Consider the following 20,375-nt stretch of genomic DNA (forward strand, 5'->3'; position numbering starts at 1 on the left):
AAATGAAATCGAGCCGTCGAAAGCCGCCTTGCAGCCGTCGAATAACCATGTTCAGCCGCTGAATCTTACGCAAAAACAGAAGTATCAAAAGCTTGTCACCAAAAAGCTATAGGCTATAATAATATTAAAATTACATAGAAGGAGAGATAAAACTTGTCTATTGATAAAAAGTCCTCAATTCCCCCGCACATCCTCAAGTTACAAGCTCTGTACCACCGTCTACCTCTGAATCACAGCCGTTACCCTCATGTTGAAAAAAGGATCAAAAATGAACTTGCTGGTTTATACGGCGAATCAAGATTATATTATCCACTCAGTAAATTCCCAACTCCACACAAAGTTTTACAAAACACGCGTCTTTATCTTCACTCGTCCTACTTTCAAATAGATTTTTTAATTATCACTCCTAAATTTCTACTCATCCTTGAATCAAAATATTATAGTGATGATCTAATGTTCGATGACACAGTTCATCAAGTAATTCAGAAAAAAGATCAGCAAATAAAAGTATTCGATGATCCCGTTCTTCAAGCTGAAGAGCAAGCGTATCAGCTCACGATATGGTTAGAGAAACTAGGATACAGTAATTTGCCAATTGAGTATTATGTTGTCATGACGAATTCTCAAACACGATTACGAATTGATCCTACAAATAATCATCATGCTGAAAAAGTTATCTCTCTCCAACGGTTACCTTCTCTTTTCCGCGAACTAATCAAAAATTATCAACAAGATACACTCACGTTAAATGAAATGAGTAACCTCACTAAAACCATTTCTTATCATCATCAGACCTATAATCCAGATATTTTAAAAACAATGAAAGTCAGTGAAGGGGACATTTTGAAAGGTGTTATTTGTATGAAATGCGGAACGGTAGGCATGAAAATGTACAGACTTAGATGGCAATGTGTTACATGTGATTACCGTTCTCGTGATGCTCATGAAAATACGTTGAAAGATTATTTCTTGCTGATTGGTCCCACCATTACGAATCAAAATTTTCGAAACTTCACATCGTTAAAATCCGGCAGTACAGCGAAAGACATGTTGAACAAAGCTTCATCAAAAGTTACTGGCAATACAAAATCCAGACAATACCAACTTTCTTATAATTTTGATTCAGAGGATTTCAATTATTTATCTAAATTGAACACAATAAAAAGCAAGTTGAAAAATGAGCTTCAGTAGTCGGCTTTGAATGCTGCCGAATAACTAGAAAGCAACGGAGCCGTCGAAAAACGAACAGAAGCCATCGAATAATGAGCAGAAGCCGTCGAAAAAATCAACGAAGCCGTCGAATAATGAGCGCTAGCCGTCGAAAAAAGCAACGAAGCCGTCGGAAAATGAATAGCAGCCATCGAAAAGAGGCGCCCAGCCATCGAAAAAGCTGCGTAACCACGTCAAAACAATCTTCCAATGCCCCGTAATTCCTCACTATTAAAATGGAAAACCCCACAACTTTTTAAGAATTCGTTGACAAACTCAACTCTCACACGTATTATGGTTATATACTCAACTATATAACCAATAAACAACAAAGCGAACACGATAAATCAACAAAGCCACACAATAAGGCGGTGAAGACGATGAGAAGAGATTTTGATGAAGGGAAGCCGATTTTCCAACAAGTACGAGAACGGATTGAAGATCAGATTGTGAATGATCAGTTAAAAGAAGGAGATCAAGCACCTTCAACCAATCAGTTGGTCCAGTTTTATGAGATTAACCATGTGACGGTCGCAAAGGGAGTGAATCAACTCGTCGACGAAGGAATTTTATTTAAAAAAAGAGGTGTTGGAATGTTTGTGGCAGAGGGTGCAAAAACAAAGCTAGTGCAGAAGCGTCGCGATGCCTTTATGGATGATTACGTTGTTCCGATGGTTCAGGAAGCGGAAAAATTGGCGATTGAGGAAAAAGAAATGCTCAAGTTGATTCGAAAGATTAAGAGAGGTGAAGAGAATGAGTCATAAATTGGAAATCAAGCGAGTGTCAAAGTCATTTAAAAAGCATGAAGTAATTAATGAAATTGACTTTAATGTCGAAGGAAATAAAATCGTTGGACTGATCGGTCGAAACGGCGCAGGGAAAACAACGTTGCTCTCTTTAATTGCTGGGCTTAAGCAGTCAGATCAAGGAGAAATCACTTTGGATGGGGAGCCTATCTTTGAAAATCAATCACGGATGCAACAGGTCATGTTCCTATCAGACTCCCAACGTGATCAATCATTGAAAGTCAGAGAAATGCTTGATATGACTGAAACATTCCGTCCGAATTTCGACCGAATATATGCGGATGAGTTAATCAAAACATTTAACTTATCAACAAAAAAAAGTATGAGTGAATTGTCGAAAGGAATGAGGTCGGCCTTGCAAGTTGTCTTAGGATTAGCAAGCAGAGCGCCAATCACAATATTTGATGAAGTTTACACAGGAATGGACGCACCGACGCGAAAGAAATTTTACAATGAAGTCCTTGATGAGCAAGCGGAACACCCACGCATGTTTATTCTATCAACACATCTCGTCTCGGAAATGGACTATTTGTTCGATGAGATTGTTATGATTCACCAAGGGAAATTACTGCTTCACGATGAGTACGAAGCAATGACGCTGAAAGGGCAGACAGTGATCGGTGAAGCAAATGCTGTCGATCAATTCGTTTCTGGGAAAAAAGTACTGAACGAACAACGACTGGGCCCGACGAAATCCGTGACAATCTACGGTGAATTAAGCGAAGAAGAGCGTCAGAAAGCGAAGAAGCAAGAGCTTGAAATCGGCAATGTGTCTTTGCAAGATTTATTTATCCATTTGACAGGAGGGGAAGCGTAGTGATGAGCAAACTAGTAACGAATGATTTACAACGATTTTTCGCCACATGGATACTCATCGTAGCAACCGTATTACTCGTATTACAAATTGGTGTCACAATCGTAAAAGTTATTTTTAGCGTAGAGACAGGTGATGTGTTCACCACGGCATTTGATGCTTATTCTGTCGTCATGATAGTCTTTGGAGTCATGGCGGTTTATCCTTATCTTACGTTGCTCGCTTTCCATGGTGTTACTCGTAAAAATTACTTGAAAGGGACCATCGCAGCTGCCATCAAAACAACATTTCTTTCTTTATTGATTGCACTTGTGTTTCTCGGTTTGGCATATGTTGCAAAGAACGTATTTCAACTGCCTATTAATGGCACGCTTGAATTAGGTGGTTTCGGTGAAAACCTTCTCCTTGCTTCAGTCGGTTATTACCTCTCTTCGCTGGCCATCTTTTTCATAGGATGGACCATCGGGTTATCCTTTTACAGACTTGGTTGGTTTGGAGGGACGATTGCCATCATCATTTCATTGTTTTTATTTGGAATACTAGATTACTTTTGGGAAAATGAGTTTCTTGTAATCACAATAAACGGAATAGACTTCAATAATTTTTGGGAATCTCACTTTTTCATCTCACTAACCGGAACGCTGATCATATTAGTCGGCCTTTTCATCACAATCCGGAGCCTTACCCGCAACATAGCATTAGAATTATAAAAGAACGTAAGCTGGCTAGAACTTCCTAGCCAGTCTTTTTAACAGTAAATCCCAATAAAAAATCAGACTCTTTCTTGCTATCTGACAGTAAAATCGATACAATGGAAGAGTCATAATTTTACCCCAAGATTTTCTCTTCCCAACCCAAGAGATCATCCCTTTATTTCCAAAATAAATTTGAATGAAAAATAATATAAAATAAAAGCGTGGTGTAATGATTTGTCAAAAACATTGACAATCGCAGAGTTAGAAACGAAAACACTCAAGGACCTCTATGCCCTTGCACGTGATTTCGGTGTTTCTTACTATGCAAAACTAAACAAAAAAGAATTGATTTTTGCGATTTTAAAAGCGCAAGCTGAAAAAGACGGCAAGCTATTCGTTGATGGGATTTTAGAAATTATCCCGACAGAAGGCTTCGGATTTTTGCGTCCGATTAACTATGCGCCGAGTCCGGAAGACATTTATATTTCCGCATCCCAAATCCGTCGTTTTGACCTAAGAAATGGCGACTTGGTTTCCGGAAAAGCACGTCCACCAAAAGAAAATGAGCGTTATTTCGGCCTACTACACGTCGACGCCGTCAATGGTGACGACCCGGAAAGCGCGAAAGAACGAATCCACTTTCCAGGCCTGACCGCTCTTTATCCTGATCGGAAAATGAACTTGGAAACGACGAGCAATGTATTATCAACTCGGATTGTTGATATGATGTCACCCGTCGGCTTTGGTCAACGTGGCCTCATCGTTGCCCCGCCAAAAGCGGGGAAAACAACGATATTAAAAGAAATGGCGAATGCGATTACGAAAAATCATCCACATTCCAAATTGATCATACTTTTAATCGATGAGCGTCCAGAAGAAGTGACGGATATCGAACGCTCTGTCGCTGATGAGGTAGACGTTGTCAGTTCCACGTTCGATGAAGTTCCGGAAAACCATATTAAGGTTTCCGAACTTGTGTTAGAACGAGCGATGCGACTTGTTGAGCATAAACAAGATGTCGTAATTCTCATGGATAGTATTACGCGTTTAGCGCGTGCTTACAACCTCGTCATCCCGCCAAGTGGAAGAACATTGTCCGGAGGGATCGACCCAGCGTCCTTCCACCGTCCAAAACGTTTCTTCGGTGCGGCGAGAAATATCGAAGAAGGCGGCAGTTTGACCATCTTGGCAACGACCTTAGTCGATACAGGATCACGCATGGACGATGTCATTTACGAAGAATTTAAAGGAACGGGGAACATGGAGCTTCACCTCGACCGAAGCTTGGCCGAGCGTCGAATCTTCCCAGCAATCGATGTATTGCGCTCCGGCACACGGAAAGAAGAGCTGTTGTTACCGAAAGATCAACTCGATAAAATGTGGGCCATCCGGAAAACGATGCAGGATCAAAATGGATTCCTCGAACGCTTCATGAAGCGATTAAGACAATCGAAAACGAACGATGAATTCTTCAAACGAATGGAAGATGAAATGCAAGGGAAAAACTAGTCTTAGCACAGTAAAAACTTCTTGCATTATGAACATGCAGTTGATATAATCACTCTGTATGAAAAGACAAAGCACACCGTTGTTTTGAAAAAACTCTGTTTCCACAGGATTCAGGGCAAGGAGGGTTAACCATGAAAAAGGATATTCATCCGGAATACCGCAAAGTTGTATTCTTAGATACAAGTTCTGATTTCAAATTTTTGTCTGGATCTACTCTTAATTCTGACGAAACAATCGAATGGGAAGACGGCAATACGTACCCATTAATCCGAGTTGAAATCAGCTCAGAGTCACATCCTTTCTACACTGGTAAGCAAAAAGCTGACAAAGTCGGTGGCCGTGTAGACCGATTCAAGAAAAAATACAATCTTAACTAATAAGATGAGAAAACAAACGCTGACCGTAATTCAGCCAATCACCTGTCAAAGGGATGCGGCTGATCGCGGTCAGCTTTTTTCTTTTTATGTCGAGCGGCTGGAGCGCTTCGTCGAGCGGTTCGTCACGTTTGTCGAGTGGTTGGAACGTTTTATCGAGCGGTTAGAACGCATTATCGAGCGGTTTCCCCCCGTTTGTCGAGCGGTTAGAACGCGTTATCGAGCGGTTGCCCCTCACTCATCGAGCGGTTAGACCTGATCTACCAAACTCGACTTAAAAAATCTTCATCTAATCAAAGCCAAGCGAATCTACCTTTATCTAAACAATCCACTGCCCAAAATCAAAATTAGGAAAAACTAACCCTTTTTATTCCTCTTCGGATTCGGTAGAATGATAAGTGACCATTTGCGGGTATGATTTTTCATGTCATTTTGACAAATACCGCAAGCATTACTGACGATTAACACACATATATGAATATGTTTTAACATAAACCACGAAAAAAGAGGTGCCTCCCATGATGTATATAATGAACCATAAAGGCTGGATGGAAGTCATTTGCGGAAGTATGTTCTCTGGGAAATCAGAAGAACTCATCCGACGCGTGAAACGAGCGACATATGGCAATCAAAAAATTCGCGTATTTAAACCAGCTATCGACAATCGGTATAAAGATGATTCGGTCGTCTCTCATAACGGAAACGCGATCATCGCCCACCCGATCCGACAAGCTTCAGAAATTGAAGAAAATGTAACGGATGATTTGGATATCATTGGTATTGATGAGGTCCAATTTTTCGACGAAGAAATTGTTCAAGTGACACAGCGATTAGCGAATCGAGGCATTCGTGTCATTGTTGCTGGTCTTGACCAAGATTTCAGAGGCGAGCCGTTCGGTCCGATGCCACAATTGATGGCGAACAGTGAAATGGTATCAAAACTGCATGCGATTTGCCCGATGTGTGGGTCACCAGCAACGCGTACACAGCGATTGATCGACGGTGAGCCGGCTTCATACGACGATCCCGTCATCATGGTTGGCGCTTCTGAATCGTACGAGCCACGCTGCCGTCATCATCATGAAGTGCCGAATCACCCACATTTACATCAAGTATCGAAATCAGAAATGAATCAATAAGATAACATAGCAAGCACTATCCGTGAATTAGTGCTTGCTATTTTTGACGGTAGCCCGCCACTGTAATATAATAATGAAGGAAAAAGTAGAGGTGAACAGAATATGTTCGATAAATTGCAAAATATCGAAGACCGTTACAATCAATTGACTGAAAAATTGATGGACCCAGAAGTCATCAATGATTCCAATAAATTACGCGATTATTCAAAAGAGCAATCAGACATACAGCCAATCGTTGAGAAATTTCGTCAATACAAAGAAATTCGGCAACAAATAGACGAAGCGAAAACAATGCTCGAAGAAGAGTCTGATGAAGACGTGATGGAGATGGCTCAAGAGGAACTAAACGAACTCGAGCCACAGATCGAACCACTCGAACAAGAAATGAAATTACTGCTCGTTCCGAAAGACCCGAACGATGATAAAAACGTTATTATGGAAATTCGCGGTGCAGCAGGCGGAGAAGAAGCGGCATTATTTGCTGGAAATCTTTACCGTATGTACGCACGCTATGCGGAAGCTCGTAACTGGAAAACCGAAATCATCGATGCCCATGAATCTGATATGGGTGGTTATAAAGAAATCATCTTTATGATTACCGGTAAAGGCGCATACTCTCAAATGAAATACGAAAACGGTGCACACCGTGTACAACGTGTCCCAGAGACCGAATCGGGTGGACGGATTCACACGTCTACATCAACCGTCGCCGTGCTTCCGGAAGCGGAAGAAGTTGAAGTAGATATCCATGAAAAAGATATTCGTGTCGACACGTTCGCATCCAGTGGACCAGGTGGGCAAAGTGTTAATACGACGATGTCAGCTGTCCGTTTGACCCACGAACCAACTGGAACAGTCGTATCTTGTCAGGATGAAAAATCCCAGATCAAAAACAAAGAAAAAGCGATGAAAGTTTTGCGTGCTCGTGTGTATGAAAAATTCCAACAAGAAGCACAAGCAGAATACGATGAAAACCGTAAATCAGCAGTCGGTACAGGTGACCGTTCTGAGCGAATCCGTACGTACAACTATCCACAAAACCGTGTGACGGACCACCGCATTAACTTGACGATCAATAAACTCGATCAAATTATGGAAGGAAAACTTTCCGAAATTATCGAAGCGTTGACGATTGAAGAACAGACATCGAAACTTGATCAAGTTACGGAATAATTGATAGAAACGGTGAAATACATGGAACAACCAACGATTCAAGAAGCTCGTAAATGGGCTTCTTCTTTTTTACAGTCACATGATAGAGAAGAGCGCGTGGCAGACCTCATGTTGTGTCATTTGCTGGATACGACAATGAGCGGGTTATTTATGAACGCCCTTGAAAAACTGGAAACGAAAACGCACGAAACATTCGTCGGTTGGGTTGAAACCCATGCAGCAACAGGAAAACCACTCGAACATTTCACCAATACAGCGACGTTTTATGAACGCGACTTTTACGTCGATGAAAATGTCCTCATTCCACGTCCGGAAACCGAAGAATTAGTCCAATACTTGCTTGGAAAACTTTCAGGAACAGAAACAGTTGTGGATATCGGTACAGGAAGCGGCATCATAGCGGTCTCGTTAAAAAAAGAAATGCCTACCTTACGTGTATTGGCAACCGATTTATCGCATGAAGCCCTTCAAGTTGCTCGTCGAAATGCAACGGCACACACTGCGGACATCGAGTTTTTGCAAGGAAGTTTTTTGGAACCCGTCATCGAGGCTGGTCACAACATTGACGTCATTGTCTCCAACCCGCCATACATCGCACAATCAGACCGAGACAGCTTGAGCGATACGGTCATTTTCGACCCACAAATGGCATTATTTGCTGAAAATGACGGACTGTTTGCTTATGAACAAATCATTGCACAATCGAAACGTCTAAAACCAAAGCAGCTCGCCTTCGAAATCGGCTATCAACAAGGCGAGGCAGTAAGCATGTTAATTCAACAAACCTGCTCCAAAGCTAGCCCGGAAATTATTCAAGACATCAATAAAAAAGACCGTATCGTTTTTGCTGAGTGTTAAAGCGAAGCCTCTCATTAGTTTACTAAACTGTTGAGAGGCTTCTTTTTTATGGAATAAAATTCAGCACTATATAAATAATATTTAAATAAAATTGAAAAATACTTTAATATTATTTAATTTAATGTTAAAGTAAACTTACACATTAGATGAGATGAGGTGATTAAATGGATATAAGAGATGTTCCAAGTTGGATCTTGTCTTTGGATCAAGAGGATGTGGAATTCATCAAAAAATTCGTCATGAACTCAGGTTCTTTAAAAGAAATCGCAAAAGTTTATGAGGTTTCTTATCCGACAGTAAGGATTAAGTTAGATCGGTTAATAGAAAAAATAAAATTAAATGATGCTGCGGAAAATGAAGAATTTATTCAGTTTATCAAAAAGCTATCGATTGATGATCGGATCAACTTGGAAGAAGCAAAATTAATTATTGAAAAATATAAGAAAGAAAAGGAGAGGTAAAAATGCATTGGTCACTTAATATGTTATTGGCAATTTTTATACTGGTTCTCCAACACTTTCTTTCAACAAGAAATAAAGCATTTTGGGGAGCAATACTACCAGTAAGTTATGTCGCATTCCTAATATATCTAAGTCTTTCAGGGTTAATAGATGTCGGTTCAAGAGACTTTTGGTTTATTGCCATTTTAGGCACAACAATTTTACTGGGAGGTTGGATATCAGGTAGAGAATCTCTCGAAAAAAAGAGAAAACAAGAATTGGATAAAATGACATCTCATGATTTGAGGTAAATAGTTGAAATAAGGAGAAAACAAAATGATTCATATATTAACAAGAGAGTTTCTTGACTCTTTTAAAAGTGTGCGGTCCATCCTAATTATATTATTTATTACATTTGTATCTTATCAATCAGCTACGTTCATTGATAGCAACCCAGGTTTGATTCAAGAAATTGTAAAAATCGGTGGTGAGGAAGGAACAGTATATACAGCTGCAATCGCTCTCATCGTATTAATACTCGGGTTTCTATTTGTTTTTGCGACGTCTCATGATTTGATCAACAAGGAAATCGAATTAAAAACGATGCGTTTACTCGTGACGAAAACGTCGAGAATGCAGATCGTGGTAGGTAAATTCTTAGGCACATTGTTATTTTGGCTTGCTACGATAACGATATCATTTGCAGTTATATTCATCATCTCTGGTTCGTGGTTTTTGAAAGATTATTTTCATTCCTTCGTATTTTTATTTTATATTGTCAGCTTTGTCGTTTTAGTTTCCACCATATTCACAAAGTCAAAGTTAACGATGTTCTTAGGTATTCTATTCGGTATTGCCTTACCGATTTTAGGGCTAGCTTCAGCTGTCTCGAATAAATGGTATTTAGTCCCTTTCAAATACTTTTTACCTTATAGATATTTAGAAGGTTCGAACGGTTTGATGCTCATTCCCATCGCTATTGGATTGATCTACCTTTTAATAGCTGTGTTCATCATGCAAAGGAAGGATTTATAGACATGAATATAATTGAAGTGAATCATTTAACAAAAAAATATGGAACGACAGAAGTTTTAAAGGATATCAACTTAAAGATCTACCGAGGCGAAGTTTTTGGTTTTGTGGGCCATAATGGCGCTGGGAAATCTACCTTCATTCATACGATTACAGGTATAACGAATAAAAGCGCAGGCTCTTTTACGATAATGGGCATTTCAGATAGCCAACTAAATAATGTAAAAAAAAGAATAGGTGTTATGCCAGACGTCTCTAATTTATATGAAAATATGAAAGGGTTAAACTTTTTACGCTACATGGGTAAGTTAGCTGGCGATAAGCGTAGCAAGCCAGAGTTGAAAACGTTAATGAAAGAAGTTGGCTTAGAGGGCGGCGAACAGAAAAAAATCAAGTCATACTCCTTTGGTATGAAAAAGAAAATTTCCATAGCACAAGCGTTATTAGGAAACCCGGACTTAATTATTTTAGATGAGCCAACATCGGGAATTGACCCAGAATCAGCAATTAACATACGAGACTTAGTGATAAAGTTGAAGGAAGAAGGGAAAACGATCTTTCTTACCTCACATAATTTAGATGAAATCGATAAAGTAAGTGATCGGGTCGGCATTCTAAGCGATGGTGTTATTAAAAAACTAGGCACCCCACGTCAATTAAAAGAGGGAATAGCTGCAGGTGTTACGATTTCCGTTAGAACAAAACCGATTTTGCAGAAAAATGATATTCAAAAACTGTCCGAGAAAATGAACACAGACATAATTTTTATGGAAACTAAAAAAGATTATACGCTCTTGCAGGTACCTTCAGAAGAAGATTTGCCAGAAGTATCCAAAGAGATCATTCAATCGGATGTTCATCTGTATGAGATGAAAGTGGAGGAACGTTCTTTAGAAGACGTCTTTATGAATGCTTAAGTGATCATCGTTTGAGACGTCTTCAAGTGAAATCAAAGCCAATTTCCTTGCTGAAAAATCAGTATGGAAATTGGCTTTTTTCTTTCCGAACAGTAATTCCTGACAAACTCGGAAGTAAATACATGACATATCTATCCAGCCCTTCAAGTCGTCTGACGAAATCGACCACACACTTAGTTGGCATCGCATTTCTACAAGGAAGTTTTAGAACCAGTATTCAAGATCGAAGCAATAACGTAACAAAAAAAGACTTGATTATTTTAGGAAATCTTCTTCAAAACACAGAAACTTATGATACATTAGGGCTAAGTAATTTTAAAATATAGAATTATTTTTCTTCAACAAAACGGCTATTTAACTACATAGTTTATTTATAAAAGGTGTTGACGATTGGAGAGAAAAATATGGAGGTATTTTTAGTTAGTCTTAATTCAATAATAATTATTTGTATGACGATTAGTACAATGATTAAGGCACTAAATATTGCATTAAAGAGGAAGGAAATATCAAAACAAAAATATAGACTATTAGTAGCTTCTTCCACTATGATTGGTGTTTCAATAGCCACAGCATTACCATTCATCTTTATAAAAGTGTTTGAGCGTATTACCTAAATAATAATGAAAATGTAGCAGAAAGTTAATTAGGAGGGGATGTAAGCTTGAATGCTAGCAGGCTCGACACCTCTATTGCTTCGCGCGCGGTTGTCGCGCAAGGTTTGAGTTAGAATCGGTCCAGATTATAAAATAAAATTAAATTATAGGGAGGTCATTTAGATGCAGTGGTCAGAAATAAGCTCAATATTAATTATGCTTTTGCTCTTAGGTTGGGGTATCAGTTTAATGAGTCAAAACAGTGCTCTAAAAAAAGAAAACCTTAGGCTTTTGAAGAAAACTGGAGAATATGACGATATGAAAAATGAAGCAAAAGAAATATTAAAAAGTTCAACGGAAGTAAAGACTGTGAAATCATTGAGAGAGAAATACGGTTTGTCATTGATAGATGCGAAAAAAATTGTTGACTCAGTAAAATAGTATCTATCAGCAATCGTACGCAATAAACGAATAAGATATTCCAGAATAGGGCCATTTAACGGAAAAATGCTTTGGGGAAGAGGGGTTATATAATTGGATCTTCTAGTGGAAATTTTAAGAGTTGTAGCTAGCGCCTTGCTTATTATAAGTGCTGGTTTTTATCTAAGGGATTTAGAAAAGACTAAAAAACAAAGAAAACTTACCTCACTTGAGTTAATAATGTACTTAACGATACTGTTTGCATTTATTCTTTTTGCTATCAGTTTACTAATTTCAATATTTTCCTAGAAGAAAGTTATACATCAATTGGGCGTAGTTATGGAAGAGGCACTGGGCCTGAAGTAAAGAAATTCCATACAAATATACCAGATGAAGTTCTTGTAGCTATACATGTACAGCTTATAAATATTAAAAATTACTAATGATTAAATGTTTTAAATTTAATGATCTTTTATAGATGTGCGCAATTACTTAGTAAGGACTACGTTTCAATTGGGCCACATAGCAGAATAAAAGGGAACTAATGTTAGAACTATTTTAAGGGGGATTCGATGATTAATGCTTATTATAGGCGCATTGATAATTCCATTTTTTATATATGCTCTTATTATACATATCAAATTTTCAAGAAGCGAGAATTCCAAAAACGAAAAAGGGAAAATAATATTAGCCATATCAGCTAAATACGCACTACCTGTATTTCCTGTTGGCTGGCTTGCCTTGGAACTTTATCATCGTATTATAACGAACATACCATATGAAACGTATAGAAACGCTATATGGGTATTAGTATTGCTGTTATTTACGATCTATGGTTTTTCGATTCGCCATTATACAAGAAGACAGGTATTCGAGAATCAAGAAGTATTTGATAAGTAGTATTCTGGAAGCGGGAGCGATTCTATAATAAGAAATTGCGCCAATATCGCATATAAAGACCAGAGCCTATTAAAAAAGACCGCATCGTTTTTGCTGAGTGTTAAAGCAAAAACAATGCGGTTAATTGCTGTCTGGGGTCCATTCCATTAACTGCAAGTGATCCTCGAGGTCTTTTATTTTATGAAATCCGCTTTTCTCATAAGCTCGGACGGCCCGTCTGTTTGCTGAGTTCACCTCCAACAGCACCTTTGTGGCACCTATGCGATTTAATTCGCTCAATATCAGTCCCATTCCCTTTATCCCATAACGTTGGCTCGCCAATAAATTGATCGATTCCATAAAGCATATGGCTTTTCAGTAGGATGTCGTGTTCATCCATCTTATTTGGTTTGGATTACATAAAACGTAAAAACATTTTGACATTATAAAATGATTTTTATAAAATAAAATGGAAAGATGTTTTTACATTTCGATGAGGTGATATGTTTGTTTATTGAATGGGTTGTAATATTTCTTGTAGGATTAATATTATTTTGGATTATCGGTTGGTTGACAGGAGATAAAACATATGGAGCAAGAGATGATGAAAGGTCTGAGTTAATTAAACATAAGGCTATCGTAGGCAGTTGGACATTTATATTTGTTGTATTTATCATCAATATTATATTTGACATCTTTAATCTTAGGACCGGTCCATTAAAAGATGCTCCATTCGGACAACCGGAATTATTCTATTTGCTTGTTCTTATCGGTAGTTATATTGTATTTTATATAATTAATCGTCGACGGTTGAGCAGCAATGAAAAATAAAATTTTGGAATTTCGAAAACGTAAAGGATTTACGCAGGATGTATTAGCAAAGAAATGTAAGGTAACAAGACAAACAATTAACGCAATAGAAAACGACCGATATGATCCTACCTTGCAGCTTGCATTTAAGATCGCTCAAGTATTGAATGTGAAAGTTGACGATTTATTTAAACCTTAATTTTTTATTTAAGCAAATGGGCGCGATTGCTTAGCAAAATATTCTTCAATAGGTCCATTTAATTGGACAAAGGTTTATATTTTCACAGTGATATTAGGAGGGAATGTATTGACAGAGCTAATAATTATAGGGGGATTAGTAGTAATAATTTTTTTACTTATCACTACTGTTTCCAGCAAACTTAATTTCCTTGAAACTAGGATTAAAAGCCTGAAGTTTACACTGGACCAGGTCACTAGCCACGTGGATGTACCTGAACATCCAATAAATGAAAAACTGCGAGTTCTGCTTAAAGAGGGAAAAGAAGTTCAAGCTGTTAAAGAGGTAAGGCAAGCCTTTGGGCTTTCATTGTTAGAGGCAAAACAATATGTTGATGGTTTATGAGGTGCTTTGCTCCAGAAATGGGCGTGTTTTGCACTAATATCGCATATAAAGACCAGAGCCTAATAAAAAGACCGCATCGTTTTTGCTGAGTGTTCAAGCAAAAACAATGCGGTTAATTACTGTCAGGAGTCCACTCCATTAACAACGAGTGATCTTCAAGATCTTTTATTTTACGAAATCCACATTTCTCATAAGCTCGAATGGCTCGTCGATTTGATGGATTCACTTCTAACAATACCTTTGTGGCACCTTTCCGATTTAATTCACTCAATACCATTTGAATCATTTGTGTCCCGATTCCTTTACCCCACAACGCTGGTTCACCAATAAACTGATCGATTGCATAAAGCGTATCATTCCTCTTTAGGATGCCGTATTCATCTAGCTTATTTGGTTGGATCTCATAATATTGGATATAACCAATTGGCTGGTCGTCGTGTTCAATTATACAAGGTGTCACATAATGATTGCCTTCAATCCGTGGTCGGTATTTTTTCACTATACGATTCCAATCAGAAGGTGACTCCTCATAAAAAGCCAATACTTGATCATCGTTTAACCATTTCACCATCAAACGGAGGTCCTCATCCTTCATTTTTCGAATCGTTATATTCCTATGCTTCACTAGCATTCATTTTCTCCCATTCATCCTTCAGCAACCCGTATACGACATGGTCGACATACTTCCCGTACAACAACTCACCCGCACGAATTTTTCCTTCTTCCTGAAATCCGAGACGTTCTGGAATCGAACGGCTTTTTTGATTTTCCTCCGCCGCGCGAATATCAACTTTATGTAGGTTCAGCTGCTCAAATGCATAATCAACCAGCGCTTGGGTTGCGCGTGTCATAATGCCTTTTCCTTGAAAGCCTTCCCCGAGCCAATAGCCGATATAGGCGATTTTGTTTTGCCAATCTACTTCGTTAAAACCTGCTATACCTGCCGCTTCTCCGTTATAGAGTATAACGGTGTTCAGCCCCTTGCTTTCCGCATACATTTTCTTTGAAGCTTTAATAAAATTCCGCGTGTCGCCAATTTCAGTCGTCATATCAATCCATGGAAGCCATTCTCGTAAGTAATCTCGACTTTGATCTGTCAACTTGAAGACCGTTTCAGCATCGCCTTCATCAATTAATTTTAATGATATTTCCTCATCCACTTCATATGTAAACATCCATTCCGCCTCCCGACCGTAATTCTTAAAAATATTGAACTTATCATAACAATTATCACATTCGATGTATAGACCTTTATGAAGCCGGCGAGAATGAGATTAATAGATTACGAGAAAGGTTGAGGGGAAATGAAGCGATTTATCGTTATTACATTGATTTTATTGATTTCAGTACAACTGTTTTACCCAAAAATAGTAGCTCACGAAGGAAACGAAGAACGCCAGGTGATTCCAGATGAAGCGATTCGTCTAAGAATTTTGGCAAACTCGAATGATGAAAGAGATCAAGAAATCAAGCGAGAAGTCCGCGATGCCGTCAGTGAACAAATTACGGAATGGGTTGAAGAGTTAACGTCTGTTGAAAAAGCTCGTCAGACAATCAAAAACAATATGCCGCAATTGGAAGAGCTCGTCGGAGAAATTGTGACCGATCAATCCTATCAACTAGACTTCGGAAACGTCGAATTTCCGGATAAAATCTATGACAATTATATTTATCCAGGTGGCACCTATGAAGCTGTATTGATTACGATTGGAGAAGGTAAAGGAGACAATTGGTGGTGCGTGTTATTTCCGCCGTTATGCTTTGTTGACTTCGCCAATGGCACGACAGTACTTGAGCACGACGATGAAGAAGAGGAAGAGCCCGAAGTGAAATTTTTCTTGTGGGAATGGATTAAAGGGATTGTCTCGTTCTTCGCATAAAGTAGTGTTCACTCTATTAAAATTCTATAAAGAATCATAATTACCAACTTTGCCTCATATTTTTTAAGAAACAGAACAAATGAGGTGAAGAAATGGTCAAAGTAACAAAACTCGAGCATTGTTCAGAGCAGGAAATTGATGAATTTTTTCAAGATGATCAGCAAAAGAAGGAATTATTGAAAGAAGAATGGGCGAGAGAGCATGGTTTTTTTATGGAGTTCGGACAAGAAAAGTTATGTTTTTTTGTTATTGAACCGGTCGAAGGGTCACATGCTTGGCTAAGACGATTATTAATGTTTCGTTCAAATACCAAAATGGCTGTCTTCTTGTTGGTGTTTGACTGGATCGCGGAAGAAGCGGAACGACAAGGGTATGAATCTTTGATCGTCAGCGTAAATGACCAAGTGCGCGCAGAATTACTAGAACTGATTCAATTTAAAAAAATCTATGAAACCCCGTTGAATGAAGAGCTTCCAGGAGAATGGTATGAGAAAAAATTGCAGCCCGTTTCGAAAAGCACATAATTGCAAGATGTCTATTTTCCACGCATAATAAAGAGAAGAAAAACTAAAGGATGAACGAGATGGAAGTGAATCACACCACGAAACAATGGAAAATAGATACGCCTGAAGATAATAGCTTAAACGAAGCGGCCGATTGGCTGAAAGACGGAAAGCTCGTCGCATTCCCGACAGAAACGGTTTATGGGCTTGGCGCAGACGCGCGAAATGACCAAGCGGTGAAGAACATTTTCAAAGCAAAAGGACGTCCCGCGGATAATCCGCTTATTGTTCATGTTGGTGATGTTGAAGCAGTTTCTGAACTTGTTACAGAGGTGCCTGATCACGCAAAACAATTAATGGAAACCTTTTGGCCGGGGCCGCTCACCATCATTTTACCTGTAGGCAACCAGTTAGCTGGCCATGTAACGGCAGGCTTAGACACGGTAGGCATTCGTATACCGGATCATGAAATCGGTCGGGCGTTATTGCAAGCAGCGAACATCCCGGTCGCGGCACCGAGCGCCAATCGTTCCGGACGACCAAGCCCGACTTCGGCTGCGCACGTCATGACGGATTTGGACGGTAGAATCGATGGCGTTGTCGACGGAGGGACTACCGGAGTCGGTGTTGAATCGACCGTAATTGACTGTTCGTTGGAAACTCCAATGATTTTACGGCCAGGCGGCGTGACCCGCGAACAAATCGAGCAGGTGATCGGACCGGTTGACGTAACCGGAAAGTTAGCAGCTAGCGAGCAACCGCGATCGCCCGGAATGAAATACAAACATTATGCGCCAGACACAGCAGTTTGGCTCGTGCGTGAAGCGGAGAACATGACGGTAATTGCTAACCAGTTGAAAGACCAAGGCAAAAAAGTAGGCTACCTTGTCAGTTTAGAACGAGCACACGAAATGAACTTGGAACAGCCATTCATTTTAGGTTCAAGAGAGGACATAGCCGAAATCACCCAAAAGCTCTATCAAAAATTAAGAGAGATCGATGAGCATGATTACGACGTCGTGTTAGCTGAATCTTTTTCAAAAAAAGGAATCGGCGAAGCATTAATGAATCGTTTGGAACGAGCGGCAAGCGAGATCAAATAGTTACGAGGCACATATATTTGTTTGGCGGGCCCATATCGTGAGAGGGTCACAAGTCAACTGTGATTAGCCCGCCCAAGGCACATATAATATTAAGAAGGGCCCATATCATTCGCATATGGGCCCATAAATTTTGCTTTTGGTCCCATATCCGAAAAATTAGGTAGCATATCACCCAATGATGGGAGCATAAATCCCACGAAAGGGCGCATATCCGCCTATCCACCGCTACACCAGCAAAAAACAAAGGAAGTCTTTTCAAGGAAAAGACTACAATTTTACCTAGAAAAACTGAATCAGCCATCTTAAATTTCTTCTAAACATCACCAAGAGTGCATACATTGAAATAGCATGTCCGGTTGATGGGAGATGGAAATGATGATGGCTGTTTTTGATACATTCACACCTTTTATTCTAATCGCTTTTGCGCTAGGTATGGATGCTTTTTCGGTTAGTCTTTCAATAGGTCTGATGAAAATTCGTCTAAGAAAAATTTTATTTTTTATCCTCATGGTTGGTTTTTTACACATCTTGATGCCTCTCAGTGGAATTCTACTCGGTGAAATGATTTCCGATCGACTCGGTGTAATCGCAAACATTATTTCCGGCTGGCTACTGATTATGATCGGTGTCCAAATGATTATAGCGACAGTACTCGAAAAAGATATGAAGAAATACGTGAAGTATTCCGGGTTGGCGGCTCTTGCGCTGACTGTGAGTTTGGATAGTTTTTCGGTTGGATTAAGTATGGGAATGGGCGGTATTTCTCAGTTTGTCGTCGTACTATTGATCGGATTGATGAGTGTTCTTTTGGCGACACTTGGGATGATTTTATCGCGTAAAGGGATTAACATATTCGGTCAATACTCTGAAGCGATCGGTGGATTGATTTTATTGGGGCTCGGCATTCAAATGGTGTTGTAATCATTTACGCTTGGATTTGTTCTGCGAATCCGGGCATTTTTTTATGTTCATAATTCCAGCAAATAGCTACCGTTTTCGGGACAATGTATGGTATATTTTGAGTAGACGTCAACAGGAGGGAACTGGATTGAATCGAGTGTTATTCGTTTGTACAGGGAATACGTGCCGGAGCCCGATGGCCGAGGCAATGTTAAAGCATAAACGCCCAGATTTGGAAGTGCAATCCGCCGGAGTTTTTGCGGGACATGGACAAGCAGCCAATCCAAAAGCGATTGAAGCGCTACAAGAAAAAGGAATTACCTTTAACCATGCCTCTCAACCGCTTACGAAGGATCTAATCAATTGGGCGGATTTGGTTTTGACCATGACAGAAGATCATAAAGTCATGTTAATGAGCGATTATCCAACCGATCGAGATAAAATTTTTACCTTGATTGAATATGTTCAGCCAGTTCATGAGGAAAATACAAATATCAGTATCTCCGACCCGATTGGGTTGTCGATTGATACGTATATCGAAACATTGAATGAGATTGAAAAACACATCGATCAAATGGATTAGACTTTGAGGGAGGACTCCACAATGAAGATCATCTTAGCATCAGACCACGGCGGGAAAAATTTACGCCAAGAAGTTTCGAATTTACTGGAAGAACTAGGGATTGAATTTGAAGATATCGGATGTGACTGCGAAGGGTCAGTTGATTATCCGGACTACGGCATCCCAGCAGCCGAACGTGTTGCCAAAGGAGAGTTCGACTATGGAATCGTCATTTGCGGCACGGGAATCGGCATGAGCATTTCCGCCAACAAAGTGAAGGGAGTCCGTTGCGCGTTAGTACATGATGTATTCAGCGCGAAAGCAACCCGCCAGCACAACAATGCAAACATGCTAGCTATGGGAGAGCGTGTTATTGGACCAGGACTAGCTATTGAAATAGTTAAGGCATTTTTGGAAACAGAATTTGACGGCGGTCGGCACGAAAACCGAGTCAATAAAATTAAACAATTTGAAGAACAGTAAAAAGCCGCTGGTCGTCTGAATAGGACGGCCAGTTTTCATTTATTGAGAAGGTTGGTCGGATTTTTGCTTGAAATCATAAAGCAATTCAATGATCAGAAGGACGATCGCACTCCCCGTAGCAATCAGTAGAGATTGTTCATAATTCAAGCCAACCAACGCGGCGATCATTCCGAAGACGAGAATTCGGACAAGTGCTAGTAGAATTTGTTGAAATAATTTAATGCTAATAAGGAAGTTAATGATTGTTTCAGGAACGCTTTCAATTGTAAACAAATAAATAAAATAGCAAACCGTTAAGACGATTAATTTTGATGCCGATACGTCGATTGAGAACATGACGTTTGCAACATTTAATGTACCTAGCAACACGAGCGCTAAGCCACCGAAAATTGCAGTGATGAGTAATGCGAGGAGGAAAGAGACGAAACTAACGAGCCAAATACTGGCTTTGTCATCCGGTTTTTCTTTTCGCTCGCCTTTAAACACCATTGGAAAAATCAAACTGATGGAAATAATGAAAATAAAAATTAAAAACACAATTAACTCCATTTTTTTATACACGTCCTAATCAAAAAGGATTCTGTAATTAGTTTATCATAAAAATACAGTCAATTTTCCAACCAAAAATGACTGAAAATTTGTTACAATGGAATATGGATGACTTCGATTCTAGGAGGAATCAAAATGACGACC

Annotated in this window: 29 protein-coding genes; 26 read left to right on the top strand and 3 right to left on the bottom strand. The window is 39.3% G+C overall.

The features are described 5' to 3' along the window. Positions 1 to 153: 153 nt before the first annotated feature. The 20 genes from FPQ10_RS05460 (at position 154) to FPQ10_RS05555 (ending at position 14,251) form a co-directional block, all read left to right on the top strand. Positions 154 to 1,191 carry a nuclease-related domain-containing protein gene (locus tag FPQ10_RS05460; RefSeq protein WP_144161460.1) on the top strand — a complete coding sequence of 346 codons (1,038 nt, stop codon included), beginning with the start codon at positions 154 to 156 and terminating at the stop codon, positions 1,189 to 1,191. 398 nt (positions 1,192 to 1,589) lie between these two features. Then, positions 1,590 to 1,973 (top strand): GntR family transcriptional regulator, encoded by a 384-nt coding sequence (locus FPQ10_RS05465; protein WP_144161463.1) that lies wholly within the window; start codon positions 1,590 to 1,592, stop codon positions 1,971 to 1,973. Next, positions 1,963 to 2,832, top strand: coding sequence for an ATP-binding cassette domain-containing protein (locus FPQ10_RS05470; protein ID WP_144089051.1), 870 nt, complete (start codon positions 1,963 to 1,965; stop codon positions 2,830 to 2,832). Before FPQ10_RS05465 ends, FPQ10_RS05470 begins: the two co-directional genes overlap by 11 nt. Positions 2,833 to 2,834: 2 nt before the next feature. Then, on the top strand, positions 2,835 to 3,539 hold the full coding sequence (locus FPQ10_RS05475) for a hypothetical protein (protein WP_144089050.1): 705 nt from the start codon (positions 2,835 to 2,837) through the stop codon (positions 3,537 to 3,539). Between the two features lie 219 nt (positions 3,540 to 3,758). Then, positions 3,759 to 5,033, top strand: coding sequence for a transcription termination factor Rho (gene rho, locus FPQ10_RS05480; protein ID WP_144089049.1), 1,275 nt, complete (start codon positions 3,759 to 3,761; stop codon positions 5,031 to 5,033). A gap of 131 nt (positions 5,034 to 5,164) precedes the next feature. Beyond that, the gene (locus FPQ10_RS05485) at positions 5,165 to 5,410 is read left to right on the top strand and encodes a type B 50S ribosomal protein L31 (RefSeq protein ID WP_144089048.1); all 246 of its coding nucleotides are present in this window, start codon (positions 5,165 to 5,167) and stop codon (positions 5,408 to 5,410) included. 4 nt (positions 5,411 to 5,414) lie between these two features. Continuing rightward, entirely contained in the window at positions 5,415 to 5,660 is a 246-nt protein-coding gene (locus FPQ10_RS05490) for a hypothetical protein (protein WP_144161466.1), read from the top strand. A 268-nt stretch (positions 5,661 to 5,928) separates the two neighbouring features. Beyond that, entirely contained in the window at positions 5,929 to 6,546 is a 618-nt protein-coding gene (locus FPQ10_RS05495; RefSeq protein WP_144161599.1) for a thymidine kinase, read from the top strand. 102 nt (positions 6,547 to 6,648) lie between these two features. Next, a complete protein-coding gene (gene prfA / locus FPQ10_RS05500; RefSeq protein WP_144161469.1) occupies positions 6,649 to 7,719 on the top strand; it encodes a peptide chain release factor 1 in 1,071 nt (356 codons plus the stop codon). Positions 7,720 to 7,740: 21 nt separating this feature from the next. Further along, entirely contained in the window at positions 7,741 to 8,577 is an 837-nt protein-coding gene (gene prmC, locus FPQ10_RS05505; protein ID WP_144161472.1) for a peptide chain release factor N(5)-glutamine methyltransferase, read from the top strand. Between the two features lie 164 nt (positions 8,578 to 8,741). After that, on the top strand, positions 8,742 to 9,038 hold the full coding sequence (locus tag FPQ10_RS05510; protein ID WP_144089044.1) for a DUF2089 family protein: 297 nt from the start codon (positions 8,742 to 8,744) through the stop codon (positions 9,036 to 9,038). A gap of 2 nt (positions 9,039 to 9,040) precedes the next feature. Further along, positions 9,041 to 9,328: a hypothetical protein gene (locus FPQ10_RS05515; RefSeq protein ID WP_144161475.1), complete on the top strand. Its 288-nt coding sequence runs from the start codon at positions 9,041 to 9,043 to the stop codon at positions 9,326 to 9,328. A 25-nt stretch (positions 9,329 to 9,353) separates the two neighbouring features. Continuing rightward, entirely contained in the window at positions 9,354 to 10,052 is a 699-nt protein-coding gene (locus FPQ10_RS05520) for an ABC transporter permease (protein ID WP_144161478.1), read from the top strand. 2 nt (positions 10,053 to 10,054) lie between these two features. Next, positions 10,055 to 10,966 (top strand): ABC transporter ATP-binding protein, encoded by a 912-nt coding sequence (locus FPQ10_RS05525; protein WP_144161481.1) that lies wholly within the window; start codon positions 10,055 to 10,057, stop codon positions 10,964 to 10,966. Positions 10,967 to 10,977: 11 nt separating this feature from the next. Then, entirely contained in the window at positions 10,978 to 11,292 is a 315-nt protein-coding gene (locus tag FPQ10_RS12965) for a hypothetical protein (protein WP_222103053.1), read from the top strand. A gap of 78 nt (positions 11,293 to 11,370) precedes the next feature. Further along, the gene (locus tag FPQ10_RS05530) at positions 11,371 to 11,580 is read left to right on the top strand and encodes a hypothetical protein (RefSeq protein ID WP_144161484.1); all 210 of its coding nucleotides are present in this window, start codon (positions 11,371 to 11,373) and stop codon (positions 11,578 to 11,580) included. A 162-nt stretch (positions 11,581 to 11,742) separates the two neighbouring features. Beyond that, positions 11,743 to 12,000, top strand: a complete 258-nt coding sequence (locus FPQ10_RS05535) for a hypothetical protein (RefSeq protein WP_144161487.1) — start codon at positions 11,743 to 11,745, stop codon at positions 11,998 to 12,000. A gap of 1,356 nt (positions 12,001 to 13,356) precedes the next feature. Then, positions 13,357 to 13,689, top strand: coding sequence for a hypothetical protein (locus FPQ10_RS05545; RefSeq protein WP_255439724.1), 333 nt, complete (start codon positions 13,357 to 13,359; stop codon positions 13,687 to 13,689). Beyond that, positions 13,679 to 13,867, top strand: a complete 189-nt coding sequence (locus FPQ10_RS05550; RefSeq protein WP_144161496.1) for a helix-turn-helix transcriptional regulator — start codon at positions 13,679 to 13,681, stop codon at positions 13,865 to 13,867. Before FPQ10_RS05545 ends, FPQ10_RS05550 begins: the two co-directional genes overlap by 11 nt. A 108-nt stretch (positions 13,868 to 13,975) precedes the next feature. Next, complete coding sequence (locus FPQ10_RS05555; protein ID WP_144161498.1) at positions 13,976 to 14,251, top strand: hypothetical protein; 276 nt, start codon at positions 13,976 to 13,978, stop codon at positions 14,249 to 14,251. 112 nt (positions 14,252 to 14,363) lie between these two features. Here FPQ10_RS05555 and FPQ10_RS05560 read toward each other — a convergent pair whose 3' ends face one another. Then, positions 14,364 to 14,882 (bottom strand): GNAT family N-acetyltransferase, encoded by a 519-nt coding sequence (locus FPQ10_RS05560; RefSeq protein WP_144161501.1) that lies wholly within the window; start codon positions 14,880 to 14,882, stop codon positions 14,364 to 14,366. Beyond that, positions 14,866 to 15,426 (bottom strand): GNAT family N-acetyltransferase, encoded by a 561-nt coding sequence (locus tag FPQ10_RS05565; RefSeq protein ID WP_144161504.1) that lies wholly within the window; start codon positions 15,424 to 15,426, stop codon positions 14,866 to 14,868. The genes FPQ10_RS05560 and FPQ10_RS05565 overlap by 17 nt, the downstream gene beginning before the upstream one ends. Positions 15,427 to 15,555: 129 nt before the next feature. Between FPQ10_RS05565 and spoIIR the strand changes: the two genes are divergently transcribed. The 6 genes from spoIIR (at position 15,556) to rpiB (ending at position 19,682) form a co-directional block, all read left to right on the top strand. After that, entirely contained in the window at positions 15,556 to 16,131 is a 576-nt protein-coding gene (gene spoIIR / locus FPQ10_RS05570; RefSeq protein WP_144161507.1) for a stage II sporulation protein R, read from the top strand. 92 nt (positions 16,132 to 16,223) lie between these two features. Continuing rightward, positions 16,224 to 16,655, top strand: coding sequence for a hypothetical protein (locus tag FPQ10_RS05575; RefSeq protein ID WP_144161512.1), 432 nt, complete (start codon positions 16,224 to 16,226; stop codon positions 16,653 to 16,655). A gap of 59 nt (positions 16,656 to 16,714) precedes the next feature. After that, positions 16,715 to 17,737 carry an L-threonylcarbamoyladenylate synthase gene (locus tag FPQ10_RS05580; RefSeq protein ID WP_144161515.1) on the top strand — a complete coding sequence of 341 codons (1,023 nt, stop codon included), beginning with the start codon at positions 16,715 to 16,717 and terminating at the stop codon, positions 17,735 to 17,737. Between the two features lie 378 nt (positions 17,738 to 18,115). Continuing rightward, positions 18,116 to 18,658, top strand: a complete 543-nt coding sequence (locus tag FPQ10_RS05585) for a manganese efflux pump MntP (RefSeq protein ID WP_255439720.1) — start codon at positions 18,116 to 18,118, stop codon at positions 18,656 to 18,658. 127 nt (positions 18,659 to 18,785) lie between these two features. Continuing rightward, positions 18,786 to 19,220: a low molecular weight protein arginine phosphatase gene (locus FPQ10_RS05590; RefSeq protein ID WP_144161518.1), complete on the top strand. Its 435-nt coding sequence runs from the start codon at positions 18,786 to 18,788 to the stop codon at positions 19,218 to 19,220. A 21-nt stretch (positions 19,221 to 19,241) separates the two neighbouring features. Further along, positions 19,242 to 19,682 carry a ribose 5-phosphate isomerase B gene (rpiB, locus tag FPQ10_RS05595; protein ID WP_144161521.1) on the top strand — a complete coding sequence of 147 codons (441 nt, stop codon included), beginning with the start codon at positions 19,242 to 19,244 and terminating at the stop codon, positions 19,680 to 19,682. A gap of 39 nt (positions 19,683 to 19,721) precedes the next feature. Here rpiB and FPQ10_RS05600 read toward each other — a convergent pair whose 3' ends face one another. Then, positions 19,722 to 20,231 (bottom strand): hypothetical protein, encoded by a 510-nt coding sequence (locus FPQ10_RS05600; RefSeq protein ID WP_144161525.1) that lies wholly within the window; start codon positions 20,229 to 20,231, stop codon positions 19,722 to 19,724. Positions 20,232 to 20,375: the final 144 nt, after the last annotated feature.

The sequence above is a fragment of the Allobacillus sp. SKP2-8 genome, assembly GCF_007559355.1.
GTDB classification, from domain to species: Bacteria; Bacillota; Bacilli; order Bacillales; family Alkalibacillaceae; genus Allobacillus; species Allobacillus halotolerans.